General features: G+C 61.5%; 18 protein-coding genes. 6 read left to right on the forward strand and 12 right to left on the reverse strand.

What is annotated here, in order from left to right:
• Positions 1-1481 (forward strand): T6SS phospholipase effector Tle1-like catalytic domain-containing protein (locus tag AC1DHT_RS28035; protein ID WP_477760996.1); only part of this gene is annotated, 1481 nt, incomplete at its 5' end.
• Positions 1474-2163 (forward strand): DUF2931 family protein, encoded by a 690-nt coding sequence (locus AC1DHT_RS28040; RefSeq protein ID WP_427545441.1) that lies wholly within the window; start codon positions 1474-1476, stop codon positions 2161-2163. The genes AC1DHT_RS28035 and AC1DHT_RS28040, both read left to right, overlap by 8 nt.
• A gap of 155 nt (positions 2164-2318) precedes the next feature.
• Here the strand turns inward: AC1DHT_RS28040 and tagQ are convergent, their stop codons facing one another.
• From tagQ to tagH, 12 genes are all read right to left on the reverse strand, one after another.
• Entirely contained in the window at positions 2319-3248 is a 930-nt protein-coding gene (tagQ, locus tag AC1DHT_RS28045) for a type VI secretion system-associated lipoprotein TagQ (RefSeq protein ID WP_427545443.1), read from the reverse strand.
• A gap of 86 nt (positions 3249-3334) precedes the next feature.
• Complete coding sequence (locus AC1DHT_RS28050; protein WP_427545445.1) at positions 3335-5062, reverse strand: formylglycine-generating enzyme family protein; 1728 nt, start codon at positions 5060-5062, stop codon at positions 3335-3337.
• On the reverse strand, positions 5055-6251 hold the full coding sequence (locus tag AC1DHT_RS28055) for an ABC transporter permease (RefSeq protein WP_427545447.1): 1197 nt from the start codon (positions 6249-6251) through the stop codon (positions 5055-5057). The genes AC1DHT_RS28050 and AC1DHT_RS28055 overlap by 8 nt, the downstream gene beginning before the upstream one ends.
• Positions 6251-6967, reverse strand: coding sequence for an ABC transporter ATP-binding protein (locus tag AC1DHT_RS28060; RefSeq protein ID WP_427545494.1), 717 nt, complete (start codon positions 6965-6967; stop codon positions 6251-6253). Before AC1DHT_RS28060 ends, AC1DHT_RS28055 begins: the two co-directional genes overlap by 1 nt.
• Positions 6967-10005 (reverse strand): serine/threonine-protein kinase, encoded by a 3039-nt coding sequence (locus tag AC1DHT_RS28065; protein WP_427545449.1) that lies wholly within the window; start codon positions 10003-10005, stop codon positions 6967-6969. Before AC1DHT_RS28065 ends, AC1DHT_RS28060 begins: the two co-directional genes overlap by 1 nt.
• Positions 10002-10733, reverse strand: coding sequence for a PP2C family protein-serine/threonine phosphatase (locus AC1DHT_RS28070; RefSeq protein WP_427545451.1), 732 nt, complete (start codon positions 10731-10733; stop codon positions 10002-10004). The genes AC1DHT_RS28065 and AC1DHT_RS28070 overlap by 4 nt, the downstream gene beginning before the upstream one ends.
• Entirely contained in the window at positions 10734-11384 is a 651-nt protein-coding gene (tagF, locus tag AC1DHT_RS28075; RefSeq protein WP_427545453.1) for a type VI secretion system-associated protein TagF, read from the reverse strand.
• A complete protein-coding gene (tssM, locus tag AC1DHT_RS28080) occupies positions 11381-14881 on the reverse strand; it encodes a type VI secretion system membrane subunit TssM (protein WP_427545455.1) in 3501 nt (1166 codons plus the stop codon). Before tssM ends, tagF begins: the two co-directional genes overlap by 4 nt.
• On the reverse strand, positions 14878-16176 hold the full coding sequence (locus AC1DHT_RS28085) for a DotU family type VI secretion system protein (RefSeq protein ID WP_427545457.1): 1299 nt from the start codon (positions 16174-16176) through the stop codon (positions 14878-14880). Before AC1DHT_RS28085 ends, tssM begins: the two co-directional genes overlap by 4 nt.
• 6 nt (positions 16177-16182) lie before the next feature.
• Complete coding sequence (gene tssK, locus AC1DHT_RS28090) at positions 16183-17517, reverse strand: type VI secretion system baseplate subunit TssK (protein ID WP_427545459.1); 1335 nt, start codon at positions 17515-17517, stop codon at positions 16183-16185.
• Positions 17518-17532: 15 nt separating this feature from the next.
• Entirely contained in the window at positions 17533-18039 is a 507-nt protein-coding gene (tssJ, locus tag AC1DHT_RS28095) for a type VI secretion system lipoprotein TssJ (RefSeq protein ID WP_123426125.1), read from the reverse strand.
• A 75-nt stretch (positions 18040-18114) separates the two neighbouring features.
• Positions 18115-19509: a type VI secretion system-associated FHA domain protein TagH gene (tagH, locus tag AC1DHT_RS28100; RefSeq protein ID WP_427545461.1), complete on the reverse strand. Its 1395-nt coding sequence runs from the start codon at positions 19507-19509 to the stop codon at positions 18115-18117.
• A gap of 405 nt (positions 19510-19914) precedes the next feature.
• Between tagH and tssA the strand changes: the two genes are divergently transcribed.
• From tssA to AC1DHT_RS28120, 4 genes are all read left to right on the forward strand, one after another.
• The gene (tssA, locus tag AC1DHT_RS28105; protein ID WP_427545463.1) at positions 19915-20946 is read left to right on the forward strand and encodes a type VI secretion system protein TssA; all 1032 of its coding nucleotides are present in this window, start codon (positions 19915-19917) and stop codon (positions 20944-20946) included.
• Between the two features lie 80 nt (positions 20947-21026).
• Entirely contained in the window at positions 21027-21536 is a 510-nt protein-coding gene (gene tssB, locus AC1DHT_RS28110; protein ID WP_007894500.1) for a type VI secretion system contractile sheath small subunit, read from the forward strand.
• A gap of 15 nt (positions 21537-21551) precedes the next feature.
• Positions 21552-23045: a type VI secretion system contractile sheath large subunit gene (gene tssC / locus AC1DHT_RS28115; protein ID WP_427545466.1), complete on the forward strand. Its 1494-nt coding sequence runs from the start codon at positions 21552-21554 to the stop codon at positions 23043-23045.
• A 234-nt stretch (positions 23046-23279) separates the two neighbouring features.
• Positions 23280-23768, forward strand: a complete 489-nt coding sequence (locus tag AC1DHT_RS28120) for an Hcp family type VI secretion system effector (protein ID WP_427545468.1) — start codon at positions 23280-23282, stop codon at positions 23766-23768.
• The last annotated feature ends 73 nt before the right edge of the window (positions 23769-23841 follow it).

The following is a 23841-nucleotide window of genomic DNA, read 5'->3' on the forward strand; positions in this document are numbered from 1 at the left end:
AGGACGAAGCGTCAGGCGAACTGGAGGAAGAGGAGGAAGAAGTCGAGCTGGAGGGGATTACCTTACGGATCGGCGTGTTCTTCGATGGTACCGGCAATAACCGATCCAACAGTGAAATGGTCGCCGAGTGCCATGCGCGGGATGTGGGGTTGGAAGAGCTGGCGGAGGACATTCGGCAGTTTTGTCAGGCTCATGGCTATGACGGCAAGGGAGGAGCGCCGGATAACAGTTATGGGAATGACAGCAGTAATGTGGCGAAGCTGTATGAGTTGTACAAGGATGACACTGAAATTCAAATTGCTGCTGAAGAGACAATAGGGTTCATCCGCGTTTATCTGGAGGGTATCGGCACCAGTAGCGGAGCAGAAGATTCGCTTTACTCACAGATGACCGGTTTGGGCGCGCAGGGTGTATTGGCGCGAGTTGAGCAGAGCCCAGCGCGTATTCTCGAAGTCGTTCGGCTGTTCGAACGTGCTAATCCTGACCGAAAAGTTGAACGCATTGAGTTCGATATCTTCGGCTTCAGTCGGGGCGCCGCTGCCGCTCGGCATTTCGCCAACGAAGTATTGAAAGGGGAACAGAGCCTATTGGCCACGCTGCTCCCGGCCAATTCACCACTGTTCGTCGAGGAGTTTGCCTGGCGTGCCAGAACCGACGTCTCCATCAACTTCATCGGCATCTTCGACACCGTGGCCGCTGTCGCGAGCGTTTCCATTAGCGGCATCAGCGTCCACGACGCCAACAATCCCGGCGTCAACCTGTACCTGGCGCCGGACATGGCCAAAAAAGTCGTGCACTTGGTGGCGCGGGACGAACGCCGCCACAACTTTTCGCTCAACAGTGCCGGTGCTGCCGATATCGTGTTGCCGGGTGTTCATTCTGACCTTGGTGGCGGTTATCTACCTCGCGCGGCTGAGCGGATTCTGCTCAGCAAGCCATTTCGCAGCACCGAAGATGCTCACGTGTCCCCCATGAGATCCATTGCCTATCGCTGGACCCAAACCGAACTGCACCGCCTTCAGGATCAGCTCAACCTTCATGATTTGCCATTGCAGGTGCAAAACTGGGGGCTGAAGTTTGAACGCAAGGTCAAAGGTGACCACGAACAGTGGCAGCATGTGTATGCAGCGGTCAGTAGCCAGCGGGAAGTGCGTAATGAACTGGCCTTGGTTTACCTGCGCATCATGCGTGAGTTGGGTGCAAGGCACGATGTTCCTTTCGACGACATCGACGATGAAGATCAAAAATATGAGTTACCTGTAGAACTGCAACCCATCGCTCAAAAACTGATGGCTTACGCGCTGGGCGAAACCCGCCGCATGGGTTTGAGCCTGGACGAAGAGGCTCTGCTCGTTGGGCGCTATATCCATCTCTCCGCGCACTGGAACGCCGTCAAAGGCTTCAACAACAGCGATCTGGACATCGTGTTCATCAATCGGCCCGCCGAAAATCATAGGCGAGTGGTACATCCCAATGTTTAAGAACTCACCCGCAGTTAAAGCGAGTGTTGCAATGTTATTGGCGTTGCTCTTGGGGGGATGCACCACGGGCCTTGGTCAGTCACTGCCTTATGACGCGTGGAGTCTTAATTTCTTTGGCCGACCTTACATGGAGGTCTGGATTGAAACGGCGGATGTCGTGGATATCAATGGACGCGTGTTCCGCGGCGCAGGTAGCGGAGGAGTGTCTACGGGTTATCCCCGCGCGCTCAGCAAAGGGATACCTGAGAAGTTTCTTGGCAAACCCAAAGGATGGCCTGAACACCCAACGGGCAGTGGCCGACGCGTTACTGGTGCTGATCTACCCCGCTTGGTCTACGTACGCTGGCAGTCGCTGGCCGAACCGCAGACCTATGAAGCGTACATCGAAATTCCAGAGTCGGCTCGAACTACCATGCTCAAGGGTGAAAGAGCTTTTTGTGGCGCTGATGGCAAATGGATAACGGATTATCGAAGCAGACTTATAGTTGGCCTAGTACCTGGCGGTATCGCCAAAGTGTATTTGGGTGGCCCTTGTCTGAAGGCAACCGAGGTCACCCGCGTACAAGGCACTATTAACCCCGAAGGCCCCTACGGGGGCACGTCCAATGGAAAACATCGGCCCCTGTCTGAAGAATCCAAAGCCTACATCGAAAAATTCGGCATCCCCTATGGAAGCTGGTAGATATGTAAATTAGCGCCCAACAGAATGGCGGATAACCCGCAGTTACTGGTGAAGCAAGCGCTGGATCACTTGCCAGCGCAGGAGATGGCGACGCATAGCGCCAAGATCATCCCCACGCAACACGTGGGGATGCTCAAGGCCCTACAAAAACTCAATCAAACGTTCGGGCAAGGTACCGGTGCCCAGTCGCCCAGGTCCGGGTTTTTGCACATGCTGTTGACCTGAGTGGTGCCTGCGCTGGCGACTTGCTTGCTTTCGGCCTGTTTGGCTTGTGCCGTCTGCAGGGTTTTCTCGGTGGTGACCGCTTCTTTCGGCACGGTAGGCAGTACCGGTTTTTTCGCCGGTTTCACTGCTTTTTTGCCCTTGGTCGGGGTCACGGCCGGCGTGGTTTCGGCGGTCGCCACGGTGACGACGTCGGTGCGCTGCACGCCAACCTGCTGCAGGTCTTTTTCGTAGGCCTGGGTGTAGTTGTTCAGGTCTTCGCTGGCTTTACCGTTCACCGCGACGATCAGGTCGTTGGACTCTTTGAGGCCAGAAACAATTTCTGCCAGGCGCTTGCGGCCCTCGATGTCATTGACGGTTTTGGCTTTGCGGTCAGCGACCAGTTTGGTGAACGCGCTCTGGTAGCACTGCTGGGACGCCTTGGCGTACGCGGTGCTGCGGTCGATGTCGGCGGCGCGTTTATTGACGTCGGAGGCGTAGGAGGCGATGCGCTGGTTGTCATCGGCGATCTGCTTCTGGCGCTCGTTGTAGTAACCGACCGCGCCGCCCGCCAAGGCACCGCCCGCTGCACCGATGGCGGCATTGCGGCCACGGTTCTGGGAATCGGTCAGGGCGCCCAACAGTGCACCGCCGACAGCGCCGACGGCCGCGCCGGTGACGACCGACTTGGTCATGTTCGAATCGGTGGCACGCAGGTGCTGCACTGGCTCGTAGCAGTTCGGGTAGTACTCGACCTTGGTGCTCGAGGCGACCTTGGAGGTCGGCGACGTGGCGCAACCGGTCAGTACGGTGCTGAAGCCGACGGCAATCAGCAGCAAATGACGCTTGGAAACTGAGGCAAAAGGTTTACGAGAGGAAAGCATAGTGATGTTCTCTTTTAAGGTTTGACCCGCTCAGCACAGCCCACCGCCGTCTGAGTCCCTTCCAAAGCTCGCTGTACAACAAACGATCAAGACCGCTGATCGTTCGATGCGAGCAATTCCTTCAATATCGCCGCCGGGTCGGCTCGTCGTTGCTGACGATAATCACCGACATGGCGAACGAATAACGTCGCGCGCGCCACCAGGCTTTTGCCCAGTACCGGCTTGCGCTCCAACTCTTCCTTGATGCGTTGAAACTGCGCCTGGATCACGGCATCGGTGTAGCGCGTGCCAGTCGCCAGGTTGTCGATGTAGATCGCCACCGCGCCATCCAGCGCGCTGCGGCCGTTGTCGATAGCCATGGCGAACAGCTTGGCGCTGGCCTCGTCCTTGGCATCCACGGCCTGCTGACGGCTCTTGTGCAGATTGGTCAGGCGAATGTTGTAGTTGTTGATGGTCTCGGCCACCAGGGCCGCCGACTGGATCAGGTTGCCGGCCGCCTCCTCGCGCTGTTGGGCGATGAGCGAGACGTTGCGCTTGAGCTCTTCGTTGACCAGCCCCAACTCGGCTTGCAGACGCGGATCGACGCTGACGGCAATGATGCTGTCCAGGCGTTTGGTCGGGTCCTGGGCGTCGTCGATGGCATCGGTCAGCGAAGCCAGCCGGCCTTCTTTCTGCCATTGGGCAAACAGTTCCTTGTAGCGCGAACGGGGCGCCGACAACGCGCCAATCGCGACCCGGAAGCCGGTGGTTTCGTTGTTTTGCTCGGTGCCGTCGGCGGCGAACAGCGGATACTCGCGACGCATCCCGGTGAACAAGGTGCCCTCGCCTTCCAGATAATTGCCGCCCTTGACCACGAAGCCGCCATAGGTGCCCTGACGGCGTCCGGCATGCACGAGCTGGAAGGACTCCTGGACCATCTCGGCGGCGTTGCCGATCACGTCGAACAAACCGATGGGGTTGGGCAATTTGGTACCGATCGGCATCAGCCGCGCAGCCTGGCCGGTGCCGCCGGCGACCTGATTGAAGACCGCCCAGTCCGCCAGTGGCCCGTCGCTTTCGCTGCCCTGCAGACGGCGGGGAAACAGGCGCCCTTCCAGATCCTGACGGCTGACGGCTTGCCCGCCCCGGGCAGCGAACTCCCATTCGACTTCGGTCGGCAAGCGCACAAAACCCAGCCCGCCCTCCTCTGCCGAGGTGCCGCGACCGCTCACCGGCAGCAGGTCTTTGTGGTATTTCATCAGCCAGGCGCTGTACACCGCCGAGAAGCGTTCAGCCTCGAATCGCGACAGCTTCACCTTGGGCAAACGCCCGGCCATGCCTTGCGGAATTTCAGCCTGCAACGCCTCGCAGGCCGGCGCCGGCTCGCCGCTAGCCAACGATTGTGCCTGGGCCATGACTTGAGCGTATTGGCGGGCGGTGACTTCGTATTTACCGATGAAGTAGAGCATCGGTTTGAGCGGAGTGTTGGCGTCGGTCTTGGGCATCAATGGGGTGATGCTCTTGCTCCAGTCCTTGGGCAGATCGTTAAGGGTGAACTGGCCATTGATGAAGTCCCGGCGATAACCGGATATGAACGACTGCTGATAACCGGCCTCGCCTTCGCTGAACGGGTAGCCGAGACTGATCTCGCGATCGTCCAGACTGCCCTGGGCCAGGATGTAGACATAACGGAACACCATCTGCCCTTCGCACGGCAACGGCAGGCTGACGTCATCGGGCAACGGCTTGGGGTTGTCCAGTTTGTCGGTGCCTTCATCAGCCCAGACCATGCCGGCCAGGCTCAGCGCCATGGCGGCGCCCAGTAACTTATACATCTCGGATTCCTTCACACGCCTGGATACGCGCCACTCGCCAGCCACCACAGAGCGCCGCCACGGCGCTGACGCCGAACACTGCCGCCAGGGCCAACGCGTAGTGACGCGCCAGCAGATGGCTGGCGTACTCACCCGGCATCTGCACAAATAGTTGGTTCAGGCCCGATTGCGCCAGGCCATACAGCCCGACGCTCAACAGGGCGGCAAAGCCGGCGCTGTACAGTGCCTGTATCACCACAAACAACAGCAACGCCGCCGTGGAAAATCCCAGCAGACGCAACACCGACAACTCTCGACGCTTACGCTCGACCGCCGCCAGCGCCCCGGCAAAAATCGCCGCGAACGCTCCCGCCAAGGCCAATCCGGCGATGATCCAGAACACGATCGACAGGTTGCGGCTCAGCGATTGCACCTGGGCGATGGCCTGGGCCTGGGTCGAGACCAGCAGGTTCTGTGCAGCGAAGTACTGGCGCAGCGGCTCGACATCATTGAGGCTGCGGGCGTACAGGCGAAACGCCGGATACACCCGCTGCTCCGTCACACCCACCGCAACACCTGGCCAACCAAACACAGGCACGGCGCGGCCGTCCCGGTAATCTTCAGCCGCTTCCAGTAACGTCAATGGCGCGAACAATCCTTCCCGGGCGAAGGCTTCCAGCGGCAGCACATGCAGCACCTGAACACGAGTGCGCTGCGCCTCGCCACGCCCGGCCACCTGCCGACCGAAACTGGCCTGCAGCCAATCACCAGCCTTGACCCCGAGTTTTTCGGCGGCGGTCTGGCTCAGCAGCACTTGATCCAGCCCTTGCGGCATCGGCAGACTGCCAAGCAAGGGATCGTTGGCGGCGGTGGGGATCATTTCGACGGTCACCGTCGAAACGTCAGCGCTCAGATCCGCCGTCGCGGCAATCTGCCGGGTGCGTGGCAAGGCGAACGCCACGTCACTGCGCCGGCTCAACTGTTCGATAAACGCGGCACTGAATCGGCCACCACCCAAGGGAATGATTTCCCGGGTGGCCGGGTCGTTTTCCAGGCGCTCGGTCAAACTGCTGACCAGGCCGAATTTCAAGCCGAACAGCACCAGCAGCGGCGCAACCACCGCCACCAGCGCCAGTACCGAACAGGCCGACAGCCACGCATTGTTGCGGTAATCCTGCCAAGCCAGGGAAGCCATCAGCGCGCCACGCATCAGCAAGCCTCCCCGAGGGTGGCGGTAACACCGCCATCGACGTCGCGATGACAACTGATGCGTCGCACCTGCAAACCGCTGGCGCGGGCCAGTGCCTCGTCGTGGGTGGCAACGACGCAGCACACGCTGTGTTCACGAGCCTGGGTTACCAGTAACTGCATCACACGTTCCGCGTTGAGTGGATCGAGGGCAGCGGTCGGTTCATCGGCCAACAACAGGCGCGGCCCATGTGCCAGGGCGCGGGCGCAACTCACCCGCTGCCGTTGGCCGACGGACAAGTCGCGCGGTCTTTTGCCCAATTGTTCAGTGATATCCAACGCCCCGGCCAGACGATCCACGCTGCCGTCGTCTTTCAAGCCGAGCAGTTGGCGCGACAGGTCGATGTTGCCGCGCACGTCCAGAAAATCCAGCAGACCACCGGTTTGCAGCACGTAGCCCAAGTGCCGGCTGCGCAGGTCCGCCAAGGCGCTTTGCGCAGCTGCGCGCCACAGCCCGGCAATGTCCGTCGTGGTTTGGCCGGACGCAAAATCAAACTGCCCGGCCTGGTCCGGAGCCAGCACCAGCGCGAGCAAATCGAGCAACGTGCTTTTGCCGCAGCCACTGGGACCGACCACCGCCAGTTGTTCACCGGCACGCAGTTGCAACCGTGGAATCACCAGGCTGTAGCGCTGGCTGCCAGCGCCCCGGCTTTTGTGCACCGCGCTCATGTTCAGCATCACGGCAGCGTCGACAACGGAACGCGGTACAAGGCATCACCCGGTTCGGCATCGCCGAAACGCACCCAGTTGGCCAAGTCGTTATGGAAGGTTTCGTAGAGGCGGATTTTTGAGTCCAGTTCGTCGATAAAGTCTTCCTGCTCGGCCACGCTCAGGGACAGCCACAAATCCTGGGTCATGTTCAACGACTTGCTGCGGTAGGGCAGCCCTTCCAGGTACTCACCCAGAACCCCGCCATCGGCCAGGTTGCCGCCCTTGCGCAAGGCCGAAGGATCGCGGCTCATGTAGGCACTGGCACTGGCGATTTCCTGGAAGAAATTCTTCGGCGAGGTCTGGGTCTTGCGGGCAGCATCGACGATCAGTTTCAGCGATTGCTGCAAGTCGTTGAGCTGCAGCTTGGTCAGCATCACGCACACCTGGAACGCCGGCAGGGTCGGGTTGGTCAGGTCGCGGTCGGCGGTCCAGGCGCTGACCAGTTGTGGCGCCTGGCTGGCGGCTTTACGCCCCAGGAAGTCCATGTGCATCGCGTAGCCGACGGCTGCCGATTTGTCGGTCAGGCTCGGCGCGGCGCTCAGCAGCGGCACGGTTTGCGGCGTGTTATTGCGCACCTGATGCACCAGGTCGGCAAACACCGAACCGATCTCGTCCACCCGCTCACCCAACTTGCGCACATCGGCGCCCGGTACCGGAATGTACAGGTCGCCGATCTGCGGGTTGGCGTCGGCGGTCAGGGTGCGATATTGGCTTTGCGCACCGGCGTGGGTTTTCTTGCCTGCGTCGCTGAGCAAGTGCAAGGCGTAGATCTTGATCTGCTTGCCTAGCGCAGCCTGACGTACTTCGGCCTCGTTCATTTGTGTGGAGGCATACGGGTCGTTCTTGCGCAGGGCGCCAGCATCGGTGACCAACAGAATTAAGCGCCCACCATAACCGGACCAGTCCATGCCCTCGACCGCTTCCATCACACCGGCAAACGCATCTTCGTTGAACGAATGGCTCGAGACCGTGGTCGCCTTGACCTGCCGCGCCAAGTCCATGAAGCGCTGTGGGTCGCGACCCTGTTCCAGGGTGATCAAGGTTTTAGCGACGTATTCCAGGCCCGGGGTTTTCTTGATGCTGTTGCGAAACCCCACCAGGCCGAAGCTGACACTGTCCAGATCGCCGCGCTCGGCGATGTGGGTTTGCAGTTGGTGTACCACGTCGCGGACCTGATCGATGTAGGGCTGCATGGACACGGTGGTGTCGACGACCAACACCACGGCGGTGCGAAACGCGTCGGCATTGGCGGCACTGATCGGGGTGTTGCCGGCAGTGGTCTTCGGTGCATTGCCGGGGTCGATGGACGCCACGTTCAGCAACTGCACCGGCTGGCCGTTTTCATCGAAACTCTCGCGCGAATCGAAGATCGGCAACAGGTAGAACTGGTTTTGCGGCACCGCGCTGGCGGCCGGTTCCAGGGCCAGCACTTGCTGATTGTCTTCGTGGTTCTGCTGGGCCTTGAGCAACAGGTTTTTTGCAGCCTGCGGATCGGCCAGCAACCGCTCTACTTCACCGGGCTGACGCAGGAACATCACCGGCGCACGGCCAGAACGCTCGGTGAATTTGAGCACCAGGCTTTGCTTCCAGTCGCTGACTTGCTCGGCCGACAACCAGCCATCACTGCGCCCGTCGGTGGCGGTGCCAACGCGCAGCCACGGGCTGCCGGCAACCTCTTTGCGCTGATAGACGTACAGCACGGAAAACGCCGGCAAGGCCTTGCCAGGTGTGGCCCCTGGTTCAGCGGCGAGTTTGGCCCCCGGCTTGCTGAGCACTCGCTGGAACAACGTTTTTTTGCCGGCCATCAAAAGCGGACGCTGACCGTCATCGACTTGTGTCACCACAGGGGTCTTTACGGGTGGCTCTGGTGCAACCACTGCCGGTGTCGTGTTGGCCGGTGGCACTGAAACAACCGGCGTCCTGGCATCTGCTTCGACGTCACCAGACAACCACCAATAACCTGCGCCGCCCAAGGCCAATACCACGGCTACCGCAACGGCGGCAAGCGCGAACACCGGCCCCTTGCGCTGCTCCGAAGCCGGGGGGTGCGGCGTCGACTTCACCGTCGCCGCAACAGGCCTGGCTTGAGGTTGTGGCTGCGCGGGGCTGGTCGGAATGTCGATGGACACCGGCGTCAGCCCCGCCAGGTCATTGCTCACCGGAAGGGGCAACGGCCGGATTGTGGTTGCTTCAACCGATTCCCTGGGCAGATTATCCAGCGCCTGCAACAACGCCTTTGCATCCGGGAAACGCTCGGCCGGATCCTTGGCCAGCAGCTTGCGCAGCACCTCTTGATAACGGCCGTGGTGCACCGGCAGCTCCGGCAGCGGTTCGGTCAAATGCGCCAGGGCCGTAGAGAGCGCGTCGTTGCCGGTATACGGCAGTTTGCCGACGAGAATTTCGTAGAGCACCACGCCCAGGGCATAAAGATCGGCCCGGCCGTCAATGTCCTGGCCGCGCGCCTGTTCCGGGCTCATGTAGCTGGGCGTGCCAACGGCGAAACCCGCTTGGGTGAACTGGGTGCGGTCGTCCAGCGACTTGGCGATGCCGAAGTCCGAGAGCACCGCTGTGCCATCGGCGCGGAACAGAATGTTCGCCGGTTTGACGTCGCGATGAACCAGCCCCAGCCCATGGGCATAGCCCAGCGCCGAGGCGATCTGGCGGACGTAGATCAGGCCCTGCTCCGGCGTCAGGCCGGCGGCGATGCGCTCCTTGAGCGTGCCGTTGGGCAGGTATTCCATGGCCATGTAATACAGCTCACCGACATTGCCGATGTCATGGATGGTGACCGTATGCGGGTGAGACAGGCGCGCCAGGGTTTTGCCTTCGCGCAGGAAGCGCTCGCAGAAACTCGGGTCGGCTGCCAGCGCAGCGGCCATGACCTTCAACGCCACCTTGCGCTCCAGCGAGCGCTGGGTCGCCAGGTAAACACTGGCCATGGCGCCTTCGCCGATTTCACCGTCGATGTCGTAGCCTGGGATCAACATGTTCGCAGTGAGGTTCATGAAGGCACCTTCACGACGATGACGGTGATGTTGTCCGGACCGCCACGCATCAGGCCCAGGGACACCAGGCTGCTGGCGATTTCTCCGGGCTCGTCGTGGTTCAGTACCTCGGCGATCTCATGGTCCTCGACGGTCTTGTTCAGCCCGTCGCTGCACAACAGGTAACTGTCGCCGGGCATCAACAGCAGCTCGACCATCGCCAAGTCCAGTTGCGCATCGACCCCGATGGCGCGGGTGACAATATTGGCCCGTGGATGCACCCGGGCTTCGGCTTCGCTGAGCAGGCCGCTGTCCTGCAAGTCCTGAACGTAACTGTGGTCCCGCGAGATGCCTTCGAGCAGGCCGTCACGCAGGCGATACAAGCGGCTGTCGCCTGCCCACAGACACACCCCGCGCAAGTCACGCGTCGCCAGCAACACCACAGTGCTGCCCATCATGGTCACGCCTCGGTTGGCGGTTTCTTCACGCACGGCGGCGTTGACCCGCAGCAAGTCGTTTTTCAGCGCCGCGGCGTACTCGTCCAGCGATCGGCCCACGGCAATGCTGCGCACGCTGTCGACAATCAGACTGCTGACGTAGTCGCCCGCCGCGTGCCCGCCCATGCCATCGGCGACCACCCACAGGCCTTTTTGCGGCAGGTCCAGGCAAGCGTCTTCGTTAACCTGGCGGACCATGCCGACATGGCTTTTGCTTGCAGACTTGAGGATCCTTCCAACGCTTGAACACATCTACACAACACCTTCTTGGCCGAGCAAAAATTGCGCAAAATCAGCGGCGGCCGGCAGGCCCTGGCACCGCAATAAACCGGGCGCGATGCGCTCCGAACCCTGGCCCCACCACACACTGGCCCCTTCGCAGGCCTGTTCGGCGAGGGCGGTCATTCGCGCCTGCGGATCGGTGACATCAAAGCGGTGCAGACCGGCAAAACGGCTGCTCCGGGTGCGCCGCAGGTACGCCGGGCTACCCAGCGTCTCCAGCCCTGCACCGAAGGCTTCGAAGCTCGCCTCCACGCTCAGGGTGCTCAACATCAATTGCTCGACCTGTTCAAACCAGGCATCCGAACCGCCGATCACTGACGCTGGATCAGCGTCGTGATCCAGCAGCACCGCAACGGTCAGCGGAAAATATCGGCCAACCCGATCGACGCTCGGCATCACCACCCCCACGGCGGCCTGCGGCCCACACACACCGGGCGCGACCATAAAGCGCCATAGCGGACTGACCAGATAGGCATTCAGCCAACGGTCGCCGAGGCTCTGGCTGGCGAGCAAACCCGCCGCCAGCCATGAATCCCAGGGGCCAATAAAACTCTGCGGCAAGCCACGGCTGACAAAGTCCCCGCGACTGGCCAACTTTCCATAGAAACCCGGCGTGCTCATAACCGCTCCGGCAGGCTGAAACCACTGAGCACACGGCTCTTGAACGGGTTGAAGGCGCTGTTGGCCCGCAGCTCGTAAGAGGCGCTGGCGCCGTCGACCCGCAGCCGCAGGTTGAAGCGATCCGGCGAGTTGCCGGCGGTCAGGTCCGATTGCTCGAGCAGGCGGAACCAGGCCCAGGGGCCGTCCAGGGTGATGCCGGACCGACCGCTGGCCGTGGGCGGCATGATCGAGATCCGCACCACGCCAATGCTGCCAGCGTTGGGCCATTGCATGGCGGTCGGACGACTCGGGCCGTGGTCGTAGCTCAATTGCTGGCCATCGAGGTCAAGTAAAAACTGGGTGATGCTGGCGTCCATCGCCACGGGCTTGAGTTCGAAGCGCACCATCGGCTGGGTGCCGCCGGAACGGAAAAATGCATCCCGGATGGTCGCTGCCCGCTGGAAGGTCTGCAGCACGCCCGGGGCGATGCCGAGCTTCTGTGCGGCGCCCGGTTGCCAGCGCCAGGCCTGGGTCGAGGTATCCACATACGGCTGCAGGTATTTTCGGAAGTAGTTGTCCATCACCCCGCCCACACCGAAGAACTGACCGAAATCGTCGAGGGTCGCGTCCCGTGCACTTCCCGGCGACATCGGATAACGCCCGGCCAGGGACTGGCGATAGATGTTCAGCACTTCGCTGGTCCAGGCTGCGTTCAGTTGATTGCGGACTCCACCCATCATGGTGTTGGTGGTGGCGTTGACCACCGACTTGACCAGGCCCTGCACCAACGCCGGTTGACGCTCGGCGTTGAGACTGACCCGTGTCGCGGCAGCCGCGGCCTGGTTCTTGGCTTCGCCGAGCAAGGCGTCGCCGCTGGCGCCGACCATGGCGCTGACCTGCACATACAGGGCGTTCATGTCGGCCAACAGGCCATCGATGGCCGCCGGCTCGCCTTCGTTCTTGCTGACGATGCGGTTGAGTTCGACAAAATGCGCGGTAACTGGATCGTCACTGGTCTCAGGTGTGTTTTGCGTCGCCTGCTCATGGCCGAGCAAGGTGCCCAGGCGCTCCTTGAGCTTGTCGACCCCGCCTTCCACCGGCGCACCCTTGGCGGCCAGCAGGCGTTCTTCCTGTTGCAGGTCGGTTTCCTTCGCCACCGCCACCAGCAGTTTTTTCAACGGCGAAGTCGGCCCGGAAATCACCCGCAGCACATCGGCGGCCTGGGCCACGCTGGTAATCGGCACGAAGTCGATATCAGCCAGCAAGGCGTCCCACTGGCGCTGGTAATCCTGGAAATACAGGCGACGCACGTCGGCGGCCAGGCTGGCGACGTTCTGCTGTTCTGCCTGGTCGTGACCAAGCACCCACTGCTCCTCAGCCAAGGTGCCGGTCTGGCTCAGGCTGGTGAGCAGAAACCCTTGGCGATACCCCTTGGCGGTGAAGAAGCCGCTCAAGGGTTCCCCCAACGGCTTGCCGCTCTTGCGGCTGAACACCAGCGCCGCATCGTGCCCGGCCGCTTCGCTGATACGAAAGTCCGGGATGCCGTCCGGCAGTTTCTGCCGTTTGATCCGGTCATAGACACGCTGGGCCACCGGCAGTTGTTGCAACTGCCGGCGCAAATCGTCGATCAGTCGTGGGTCGAGACGTGCGGTGGGTGGATGGCGTTCGAACAGCGCCTGCAAGTGCTCCCCGAGGGCTACGCGCTGCTCGGCCGGCAAGTCGCGCGGCAGGCTGCGGTCCCAGTCCAGGGCGATCCACGCCTTGATGAAGTCGGCATCGTAATGCTCGCTGTCGGCGAGCATCAGGTAGGCCTTCAAGCCTTCGTAAAGGAAGTCCGAATTGCCGCCGCCGTGCAGTTGCTCTTCGATGCGCGTGAGCAAACGTGGCGCGAAGACCGCGATCAACAGCTTGCGATAGACACTGCCGGACTCGGCTTCAAGCATGTCGCCCTGATACAGACCCAGGCCTTCGGCCCAGTTCGGCGCGTCGCCGGCCAAGTGCTTCACCGCATTGAGCAACGGCAATACGGCGAGCACGTCCCGCTGGGCCGGGCTGAGGTTTTGCACGGTCTGGCTCAGGGGCACGACTTTCTGATCGACTTGCGCGATATACGCCTGATTGGCGCGGTAGCTGACCCACCACAAGGTCCCGACCACCAGCACCACGGCCACGGTCGAGGCCAGCACGCCCTGGGCGATCCACTTGCGTCGACGTTCGACTTTCGGGTTGACCCCCACCAGCCCTCGCTCGGCAAAGGCCACGGCGCTGAAGAGTCTTTCGATGAAGTAACTGCGCCCGGTGCCGGTCTGGCGCGCCAGGTGCTGGCGGTCCAGGTTCATGCTCTGGGCCATAGAGCCGATCAGCCGGTCAATCGGACTGCCTTCCTGGGTGCCGCTGGTGAAATACACCCCGCGCAACAGCACTCGCTCTTCAAAGGCGTTGGGTTTGAACACACCCTCAAGGAAGCTTTGCAGGCAATCCTTCAACGCGCCGAACTGCTGTGGAAAACCGTAGATCAGATCGCGTCGCGCCGGGTCGCGTTCCTGCTGCAAACGCTCCACCAGTCGATCGTTCAAGCGTTGCTCCAGACCGGCGAATTCGCTTTGCAGATGGGCCAGCGGGCTGTCATTGCTTTTGCCGTCATCCAGAGCGAAGGTCATGCCCCAGACCTGGGCTCGCTCTTCTTTGCTCAGGGTGTCGAAATACTCCATGAACCCAGGCACCAGATCGAGTTTGGTCAGCATCAGGTAGATCGGGAAGCGCACGCCCAATTGGGTATACAACTCCTGAATGCGCAGGCGTATCGCAGCGGCATGGGCGGCGCGTTCGGCGTCGCTGCCCAGCAACAGATCGGAGAGGCTGATAGCGATAAATGCACCATCGATCGGGCGACGGGCCCGCTGTTTTTTCAACAGCCCCAGAAAGCCCAGCCAGGCGGCCTTGTCGACTGTCGCGTCGCTGTCCTGAGTGGTGTAGCGGCCTGCGGTGTCAAGCATCACGGCCTGGTCGGTAAACCACCAATCACAATTGCGCGTACCGCCGACGCCGCGCACCGCACCTGCGCCCAACTGCGCAGCCAACGGAAAATGCAGACCGGAGTTGACCAACGCCGTGGTCTTGCCCGAACCCGGCGGGCCGATGATCACGTACCACGGCAATTCGTAGAGATTGCGTCGCTCGTCGCCGCCCAGCTTGGCTTTCTTCAACAGCGCCAGGGCTTCGTCCATACGTTGACGCAGGGTTTCGAGCTCTTCGGCCGTAGCGATGCTGGTCGGGTCCGGCGGGGTTTGCGCCGCCAGGCTACGCATGACTTCGGCGGCCTGACGGCGGGCCTGGATGATGCGAAACAGCCGGTAGGCGATCCACACCGCGAACAGCAGAATGATCAGCGCCCAGCGCCGGCCTTCGGGTACCAGGAATTCGAGCAGCGGCCCGACAAACCAGATGATCAGGCTCAGGGCGATCAGCCCCAGCAACGGAATGACCCAGCGGGTGATAAAACTGAAAAACGCCTTCACTCGACTCCCTCCGCCAACACTGTGATTTCGACCCGACGATTGCGTGCGCGGCCCTCGGTCGTAGCGTTCGAGGCCAACGGCTCGGTGTCACTGCGGCCTTCGGCGCTGAAGCGCTCGGGCTGGCCGGTCTTGGCCGAAAGGATTTGCAGCACCGAAGTGGCCCGCGCCTCGGACAAAGCCCAGTTCGATGGAAACCTGAGGGTGGCAATCGGGCGATTGTCACTGTGCCCGGTCACCCGGACCTGGCCCTTGACCTTGCGAATGGCATCAGCGATGCGCAGCATCAGCGGCTGGAAATTGTCGACGATACTGGCGCTGCCCGAGGCGAACAGCTCATCGCCGCGGATGGTCACCACTGAACGGTCAACGGCGTCTTCCACCGAGACCCGCCCGGCCTTGATTTCATCGGCAAGGAAACCTGCCAGGCGAGGACGCTCGATCAGTTTCGGTTGCACCACCGGACGGTCGATGGCCTGCACCGGGATTTCGCCCAGCGCATGGATGTTTTTAAACACCGGCTCGGCATCGGCGGCCAGTTTCAAGCGCAGGCCGAATAACAGGGCCAGCAGCAACGCCACACCGATGGCCACCGCGATCCATGGCGGCATGAATTGCGCCAGCCGGTCGCGCGCCACGGCAACGCCGCGCCAATGGGGCGACAGTTCACGCTCGTATTCGCCACGGGCGCTGCGGATGACCGCACTGGTGCGCTCACGCAAGGCCTCCAGTTGGCTGCGACCGTCATTCATGACCCGATAACGCCCTTCGAAACCCAGGCACATGCACAGGTACAACAGCTCCAACAGATACAAACGTTCGCGGGGGCTTTGCAGGCAATGTTCCAATAACTGGAACACCTTCTCGCCGCCCCAGGCTTCGTTATGCACGGTGATCAGCAGGCTCTGCTTGCCCCAGTCGCCGGTGCCGCCCCACGGCGTACTCAACACCGCTTCATCCAGGGCGGTGCACAAGGCGTAGCGGGCCAGCAACACATCGTTGCGCACCACACCGGCTGCCTCGGCGCGTTCCTCGAACTGGCGCAAGTAGGCCAGTAGTTGCGCCCGCAGGCTCGCCGGTGCCGGGTGGGCAATGGTGTTGCGCAAGCGGGTCAGCAAAGCCAGCAGCGGACCCGCGGCGCTTTCCAGGGGGTTGAGACCTTCGGCTTTGCCGGTCAACACCGGCGCGGCCGGCATCGAAAGCGGCGCGGGCTGGGCGCGACCAGGGTCCGGGCGGGCCGGTTCGGCGCCACGGCCACCGGGTGTCGGCATGAACTGGGTACGATCGTCGTTATTCATCGCGGTTTATCCTCGGATCGCCCAGAAAGCCAGGTTCAGCCCCGGGAACTGACCCGCGATGTGGAACGCAAAACCGCCGGAGTTGGCCAGTTGTTGCCAATGCTCGCTGCCCCGGTCGAGTTCGTAATAGGTGGAACCGGCGTGATACGGAATCTGCCGTGGCGCCACCGGCAGCGGCAGCAGGCCGATGCCCGGCAATTGCAGGTTGACCATGTCGCGAATGTGTTCCACCGAGCCGATTTTGCTCTGCAGGCCGAAGCGGCTGCGCAGGGTTTCGGCAGGCACATCGGCGCGCACCACCAGGATAAAACTGGCACTGTCGAGCAGGGTTTTGTCAGCCAGCATGGCCACATGAATGCCGTAGGCTTTTTCGACAATCGGAATCGGCGTGGCCTTGCTGTCGATCAGCATTGACAGCGCCTCACGCAGGGCTTGCATCACCGGCGCAAAACTCAGCGCGAGGTCATCATGCTGGTACTGCGGGAATTCCTGCGGTCGCCGCCCGGAAGCGGTAAAGGTCGAGAATTCCCCGGCCAGGCTCACCAACTCGCTGTAAAACCGCTCGGGATGCAACGGGCTCAAGTGGCTCAAGTGCTGGATCAGCGGCTGGGCCCGGTTGACCAGTTGCAGCAGCATGAAATCGGCAATCTCCGAGGCACCGCCGGCACCGGACGCCACCACCCGCCCGGCGAGCGCTTCGCCGCGCTGATGAAGCAGGCCCAGTAGCTCGTTGCGAAACGCGGCCAAGGGCGTGGAGGCGACCACATCCAGCAGCGGCGGGATGTAAGTGTCGTCGAGCACCAAGGCACGGTCGGCGCGTTTCTCCTTGATTCGCACCAGGCCGATCGCCGCGTAGTCGCTGATGCCGTCCCGGGCGATCAATAATCGCAGCGCCCTCGACCCCACGGCCACCGGGGCCTGGTTTTCGAACGGCGCGTTGTCGTCCCGCACTTCGCGCACCTGACTCACATAGCGCGCAGCGCCCAGGGCCTCGCCCTCGTCAACGGTGTCACGCGCACCGGCGCGCTTGAGTGGCAAGGCCAGGTACACCAAACCATCGCGCAGGTTGTCATCGACATTCAGCGGGCTCGGCGCCAGGTCATCCTGGGGAATGTTGAATGGCGTGCCGTCTGGCAACAGGCCCCGCGCCGAGATGATCGCCAGTTTGCCCTGGGCCAGCAGGCCCTGGTCGATCAGCAATTCAGAAAATCCCCAGGCCCCGGCCGACAATGGTCGACTCCGGGCGTCGATGAGGTTCTCCAGGTAACGGTCATGCTGCTGGAAGTGCTGCGTTCCAATGAACATGCCTTCCGACCAGACCACGCGATTGTTCCAGGACATGGGGGCTCCGATTGCTTATTGGGCAGGGCTGGATGGGGGAACAACGACGGCGCTGCGCACGGCGCGCACATCGAGGCTGATCTGGTATTCGGTGTATTGGCGCGGCGGAACATTCATCACCGTGCGCCACTGCGCCTGATCCAGTTCGCGATACCCCACCAGCACACCGATATGGCGAGTGGCCGGATCGAGGTCGCGCTGCAGGCTCAACTGCTGGCCGGGCTGGATCAGCACTTCGTCCTGGTCGATCAGATCCGCACCGAGCGTCGCCTGGGCTCGTTCGGCCAGTGCGAAATAATCGGAACGACCGAAGGTGGCGGCATTTTTCAATTCGAAAATGCGCACCCGGACCGGGGCCGGCTGGCCAGTGGCTCCGGGGTTGAGCCCGGCGATGGCGTGAAAGTGCAACTCGACGGCGGCCGTGTCGGCCTCGGCCTCTTCGGGTTGGGGTTTGGTGGCCTCCTTGGCACACGCGGTCAGCAGAAGCGCGGTGGCAACTGCGAGTAAAAACCTGGGAATCATCCTGCGTCCTCAATGACGTTTCAGCTATCCGTTGTTCCGTTCTTTGCTATGAATCGCGTTATGTGACAGCGGCGCTCAGCGGCGACCTTGTCTTGCACTGTGTTCTTCGTAGGCGCGGCTGAACTCCCGACCGAACAGGTCCTGGAAATCCTCCTGGGCCTCACGGGAAATATTGCTGTAGAGCTCGGTGAACTGCTGCCAGTACTGGGCCTGTCGTGAGCCATTGAAAATGCTCGACAGGCCACCGGGCTTGCCCATGCGCTCTTCCAGTTGTGCCGGCTCGAAACGCGCCAACAGGTGCTTGATCGCAGCTTCCACACCCGCCATCACCGCCAATTGGTGGGCGCGCAAGTCATCGAAGCTGTCGCGCACCGCCAGGTCCGGCGCCATGAACGCCTGATTGGTGTGGCGCAACAGCAACAGCAAGGCTTCATCGACGTTGGGAGCGAATTTCAGCGGGTTGTTTTCCACCGGCTGAATCATCGTCTGCTGAATGCGGAACTCGCCCTTGAGGCTGCTGCGGGCGCGCAAGACGTCGATCAGGCCCTCGACCATCAGCCGATAACTGCGGCCGATGCTTTCCATCTGCGCTTCGGCCTGGGCCTTTTCCAGGCGCACTTGATCCAGCCCGGCGCCGCGCAGAAAGGCTTGCAACAGGTCGGGTTGAGAATGGCTGACCGGACTGACCGGGGGCTCAACGATGGCCACGGGCGGTTCGCGCAGGGGGGCCGGCTCGATCGGTACGCTGATTTGAGGTATGGGTGGCGCAACTTCTGCAACAGGCAAGGGGGCAATCGCCAGCGGCGCAGGCTGGTCGCTGAGCAGGTCCCAATCTTCCGGAATCAGTGGGGCCGACGCCAGCGGCGCAGGCTCTGTCATGGGCGTCGGCTTAGGGATCGGGGTCGGTGGACGGAAGTCGTGTTGCTCGACCGGGACATGGTCGGGCTGGGTGGCCGGCGGGATGCTGCTCGGAGCCAGAAAGTCGAACAAGTCGGGCAGCGTGTCCATGGCCGACACGCCCTGAAAATGTGCAGGGGGTGTCACGGGCAACGGGGTCGGCGTCTTCACGCCGGCGCCCTGGCGTCCCATCAAGGCATCGAAGCTGCTGGACGAATCGACAAACGGGTTGCTGTCAGTCACAGGCAGATTGAAATCGATGCGCGCCTGGATTTCATAATCACCGATGCGGATAACTTCCCCATCTTGCAACGGCTCGCTGTTTCCCTTGCGCAGACGAATGCCGGCCTTGACTAACTCCACCCCATTAGTGCTGTTATCGGTTAAATAATACCGGCCATCTTTGTATTGAATAGTGCAATGTTTTCCAGAGACCAAGCGCTCTGGATCGGGCAATACCCAGTCATTATCAGAATTGCGGCCAATTGCCATCACACCCCGATCCATGGATTTTTCAGAGCATTGACCAGGGGTAATTTTGTGATAACTAGTGATAGTCAAACACAGTGGCATTTTGCCTCCTTGCTGCACACTTTGCGCGCCGGCGAATGAGGGGATCAATCCCCGCGGAACTCGCCGACAAACCTTGCAAACAACCTAAAAAAACAGCTTTTTACCAGCATGTTTGCTGATCTTAACCGGTTTACGTGACAAAAAACCTGCGTCAGCACCTTCCTGGACCTGCTGGTCGTGAGGGCTGTTAAGCACCTCACATCTGTCACACAGGATAAATAGCTTACCTTGACAAGCCATAAGTACTACACCAAAAATGAACAACTTTCTTGAATAACAATGATGGCACTTTAAGATCATAGAGGATCCAAAGGGCCATTACGCACAAGGAAACATGCGAAGTTCCACTTGGAACTAACGTGTGAACTGCCCGACTCTGTCGCGGCGATAGGGAGATCAAATTCAGTGGAAGTGCTTTCGCTGCTTGCCGCCGTTTCCGCGACTTCGCCTTGTGGCGAAGATCTGGAATACGACGCGGACTTTTTGCGCCTGGAACGCGATTCCCTAGGCCAGCCCGAGCGCAGCATGGGCGATTCGATATTGCCTGCCGAACCGCCTGAATGGCGCAGCATCCAGCAGCAAAGCCTGGATTTGTTGCAACGCAGCAAAGACCTGCGCATTACCCATTTCCTTTTGCAAAGCTCCCTTGCCCTGGAAGGTGTCACCGGCCTGGCCCGCGTCCTGACGCTGATCAGCGAATTGCTCAAGCAATACTGGGCCGACCTGCATCCACGCCTGGATGCCGAAGACGACAACGATCCCACCGTGCGCATCAACGCCCTCGCCGGCCTGGCGTCCGATGCCACCATTCGTCTACTGCGCGAAAGTATCTTGGCCCGTTCGCGAACCTTTGGCGCTGTCAGCCTGCGCGCGGCCGCCAACGCCAGCGGCCTGCAAAGCTTCCCTGACGAAAACCTCGGCGCCGAGCAGCTTGCCGGGGCGTTCCTCGACAGCGATCCCGAGCAGCTGGAAATTACCCGCGCCGCCTTGCACGAGGCCCGCAACGTCGCCGAGGCCATCGAGCAACACGTCAGCGAACAGGTCGGGGCCGCCCAGGGCGTTGATCTTGGCCCGTTGAAGCAACCGCTCAAAATGGCCCTGCAGATTCTCGGCCAGTTCGCCCCGCAGAAAGGCGATAGCCCCCTGCCCGACTCCATCGGCCACGACAGCGCCGCGCCGGTTGAATACCCCACCGCGCCGAGCGCACCGCGCAGCAGCGGCACCAGCACCGGTGAAATCAACAATCGTGACGACGTGCTGCGCAGCCTGGACCGGATTCTTGCGTATTACACCCGTCACGAGCCCTCCAGCCCCCTGCCGGTGCTGTTGAACCGGGCAAAGAATCTGGTGCACGCCGACTTTGCGGCCATCGTGCGCAACCTGATTCCCGACGGCATGAGCCAATTTGAAAACCTGCGCGGACCAGACAGCGAATAAAAGCGAAAGGATCACGCAGTCACGTCACCGGTACCACCGATGACGCCAACACCGTCGCTTGAGCGACCAGGAGCAGCAACGTGGCGAAGCAAAGTTCTCAGAAATTCATCGCGCGCAACCGCGCGCCTCGAGTGCAGATCGAGTACGACGTCGAGCTCTACGGCGCCGAAAAAAAGGTCCAGTTGCCCTTCGTAATGGGCGTTATGGCTGACCTTGCCGGCAAGCCGGCCGAGCCCCTGGCCCCTGTTGCCGATCGCAAGTTCCTTGAAGTGGACGTCGACAACTTCGACTCACGCCTCAAGGCCATGCAGCCACGCGTCGCGTTCCACGTGCCCAACGAGCTGACCGGCGAAGGCAACCTGAGCCTGGACATCACTTTTGAAAGCATGGACGACTTCAGCCCCGCCGCCGTGGCGCGCAAGGTCGACTCGCTGAACAAGCTGCTCGAAGCGCGCACCCAACTGGCCAACCTGCTGACCTACATGGACGGCAAGACCGGCGCCGAAGAAATCATCATGAAGGCCATCAAGGATCCGGCGCTGCTCCAGGCACTTGCCAGTGCGCCCAAGCCCGCCGAGCCTCAGGCTTAATCAGGACGAATGATCATGACCGATCCAGTACGTGCAGACGCCCAGACACTGGGCACCACCGAAGAAGCCAGCGAGTTCGCCTCCCTGCTGCTGCAAGAATTCAAACCCAAGACCGAACGCGCCCGCGAAGCCGTCGAGACCGCCGTGCGCACCCTCGCTGAACAGGCCCTGGCGCAGACCGACCTGGTGTCCAACGACGCCATCAAGTCGATCGAGTCGATCATCGCCGCCATCGACGCCAAGCTCACCGCCCAGGTGAATCAGGTCATCCATCACCCGGACTTCCAACAACTGGAAAGCGCCTGGCGTGGCCTGCACTACCTGGTCAACAACACCGAGAGCGACGAGCAGCTCAAGATCCGCGTGCTCAACATCTCCAAGACCGACCTGCACAAGACCCTGAAGAAATTCAAGGGCACTGCGTGGGACCAGAGCCCGATCTTCAAGAAGATGTACGAGGAAGAATACGGCCAGTTCGGTGGCGAACCTTACGGTTGCCTGGTGGGCGATTACTACTTCGACCAGTCGCCGCCGGATGTCGAGTTGCTGGGCGAGTTGTCGAAAGTCTGCGCCGCCATGCACTCGCCGTTCATCGCAGCCGCTTCGCCGACCGTGATGGGCATGGGCTCGTGGCAAGAACTGTCGAACCCGCGCGACCTGACCAAGATCTTCACCACCCCGGAATACGCTGGCTGGCGCTCGCTGCGTGAATCGGAAGACTCGCGTTATATCGGCCTGACCATGCCGCGCTTCCTGGCGCGCCTGCCCTACGGCGCCAAGACCGACCCGGTGGAAGCCTTCGCCTTCGAAGAAAACACCGACGGCGCCGACAGCTCCAAGTACACCTGGGCCAACGCCGCTTACGCGATGGCGGTGAACATCAACCGCTCGTTCAAACACTTTGGCTGGTGCTCGCGCATTCGTGGCGTGGAATCTGGCGGCGAAGTGGAAAACCTGCCGGCGCACACCTTCCCGACCGACGACGGTGGCGTGGACATGAAGTGCCCGACCGAAATCGCCATTTCGGACCGCCGTGAAGCGGAACTGGCGAAGAACGGTTTCATGCCGCTGCTGCACAAGAAAAACACCGACTTCGCCGCGTTCATCGGCGCCCAATCGTTGCAGAAACCGGCCGAGTACGACGACCCGGATGCCACCGCCAACGCCAACTTGGCCGCGCGTCTGCCGTACCTGTTCGCCACCTGCCGTTTCGCCCATTACTTGAAGTGCATCGTGCGCGACAAGATCGGCTCCTTCAAAGAGCGGGACGAAATGCAGCGTTGGTTGCAGGACTGGATCCTCAACTACGTCGACGGTGACCCAGCGCACTCCACCGAAACCACCAAGGCCCAGCACCCATTGGCGGCGGCCGAAGTGATTGTCGAAGAGGTGGAAGGCAACCCGGGGTACTACAACTCCAGGTTCTACCTGCGCCCGCACTATCAGCTCGAAGGTCTGACTGTGTCCCTGCGCCTGGTATCGAAGCTGCCTTCGGCCAAAGGCGCGTAAAAACCTGCAGCGGCACGCTTGTGTGGGAGCCGGGCTTGCCCGCGATGGCATCAACGCGGTCCGGCTGAAAACCGCGGGGCCTACATCGCGGGCAAGCCCGGCTCCCACAGGTTCTGTGCCCTGACTGGCATCGGGACAAGCCCGAAAAAGCGTGATTGCGCTGAAGCCTTGAACAGATTTTCGCAAGGTCGGCGTTAACCAAACAATGTGGTAGACACCACACAGGGAGAAAACATGGCTGTTGATATTTTCATCAAGATCGGCGACATCAAGGGCGAGTCCATGGACAAGGCCCACAAGGACGAAATCGACGTCTTGAACTGGAGCTGGGGCATGTCTCAGTCGGGCAATATGCACCTGGGGGGCGGCGGCGGTGCCGGCAAGGTGAACGTCCAGGACCTGTCGCTGACCAAGTTCGTCGACAAGGCCTCACCCAACCTGATGATGCATTGCGCCAGCGGCAAGCACATCGACAAGGTCAAGCTGACCGTGCGCAAGGCCGGCGGCGAAAGCCAGGTCGAGTACATGATCATCAACCTGGAAGAAGTGCTGATCAGTTCCCTGAGCACTGGCGGCTCGGGCAGCGATGATCGCCTGACTGAAAACGTCACCCTGAACTTCGCCAAGGTACTGGTGGACTACCAGCCGCAAAAAGCCGACGGCACCAAGGACGGCGGGCCGATCAAGTTCGGCTGGAACATCCGCCAGAACGTCAAGGTGTAATCGAACGAGCCCCCGTCGTTATGCGTCGGGGGCATTTTGGTGCTTGCTCGAATCCAATCCTTCCCCATCCGGT

The organism is Pseudomonas sp. 05N432, assembly GCF_056396945.1.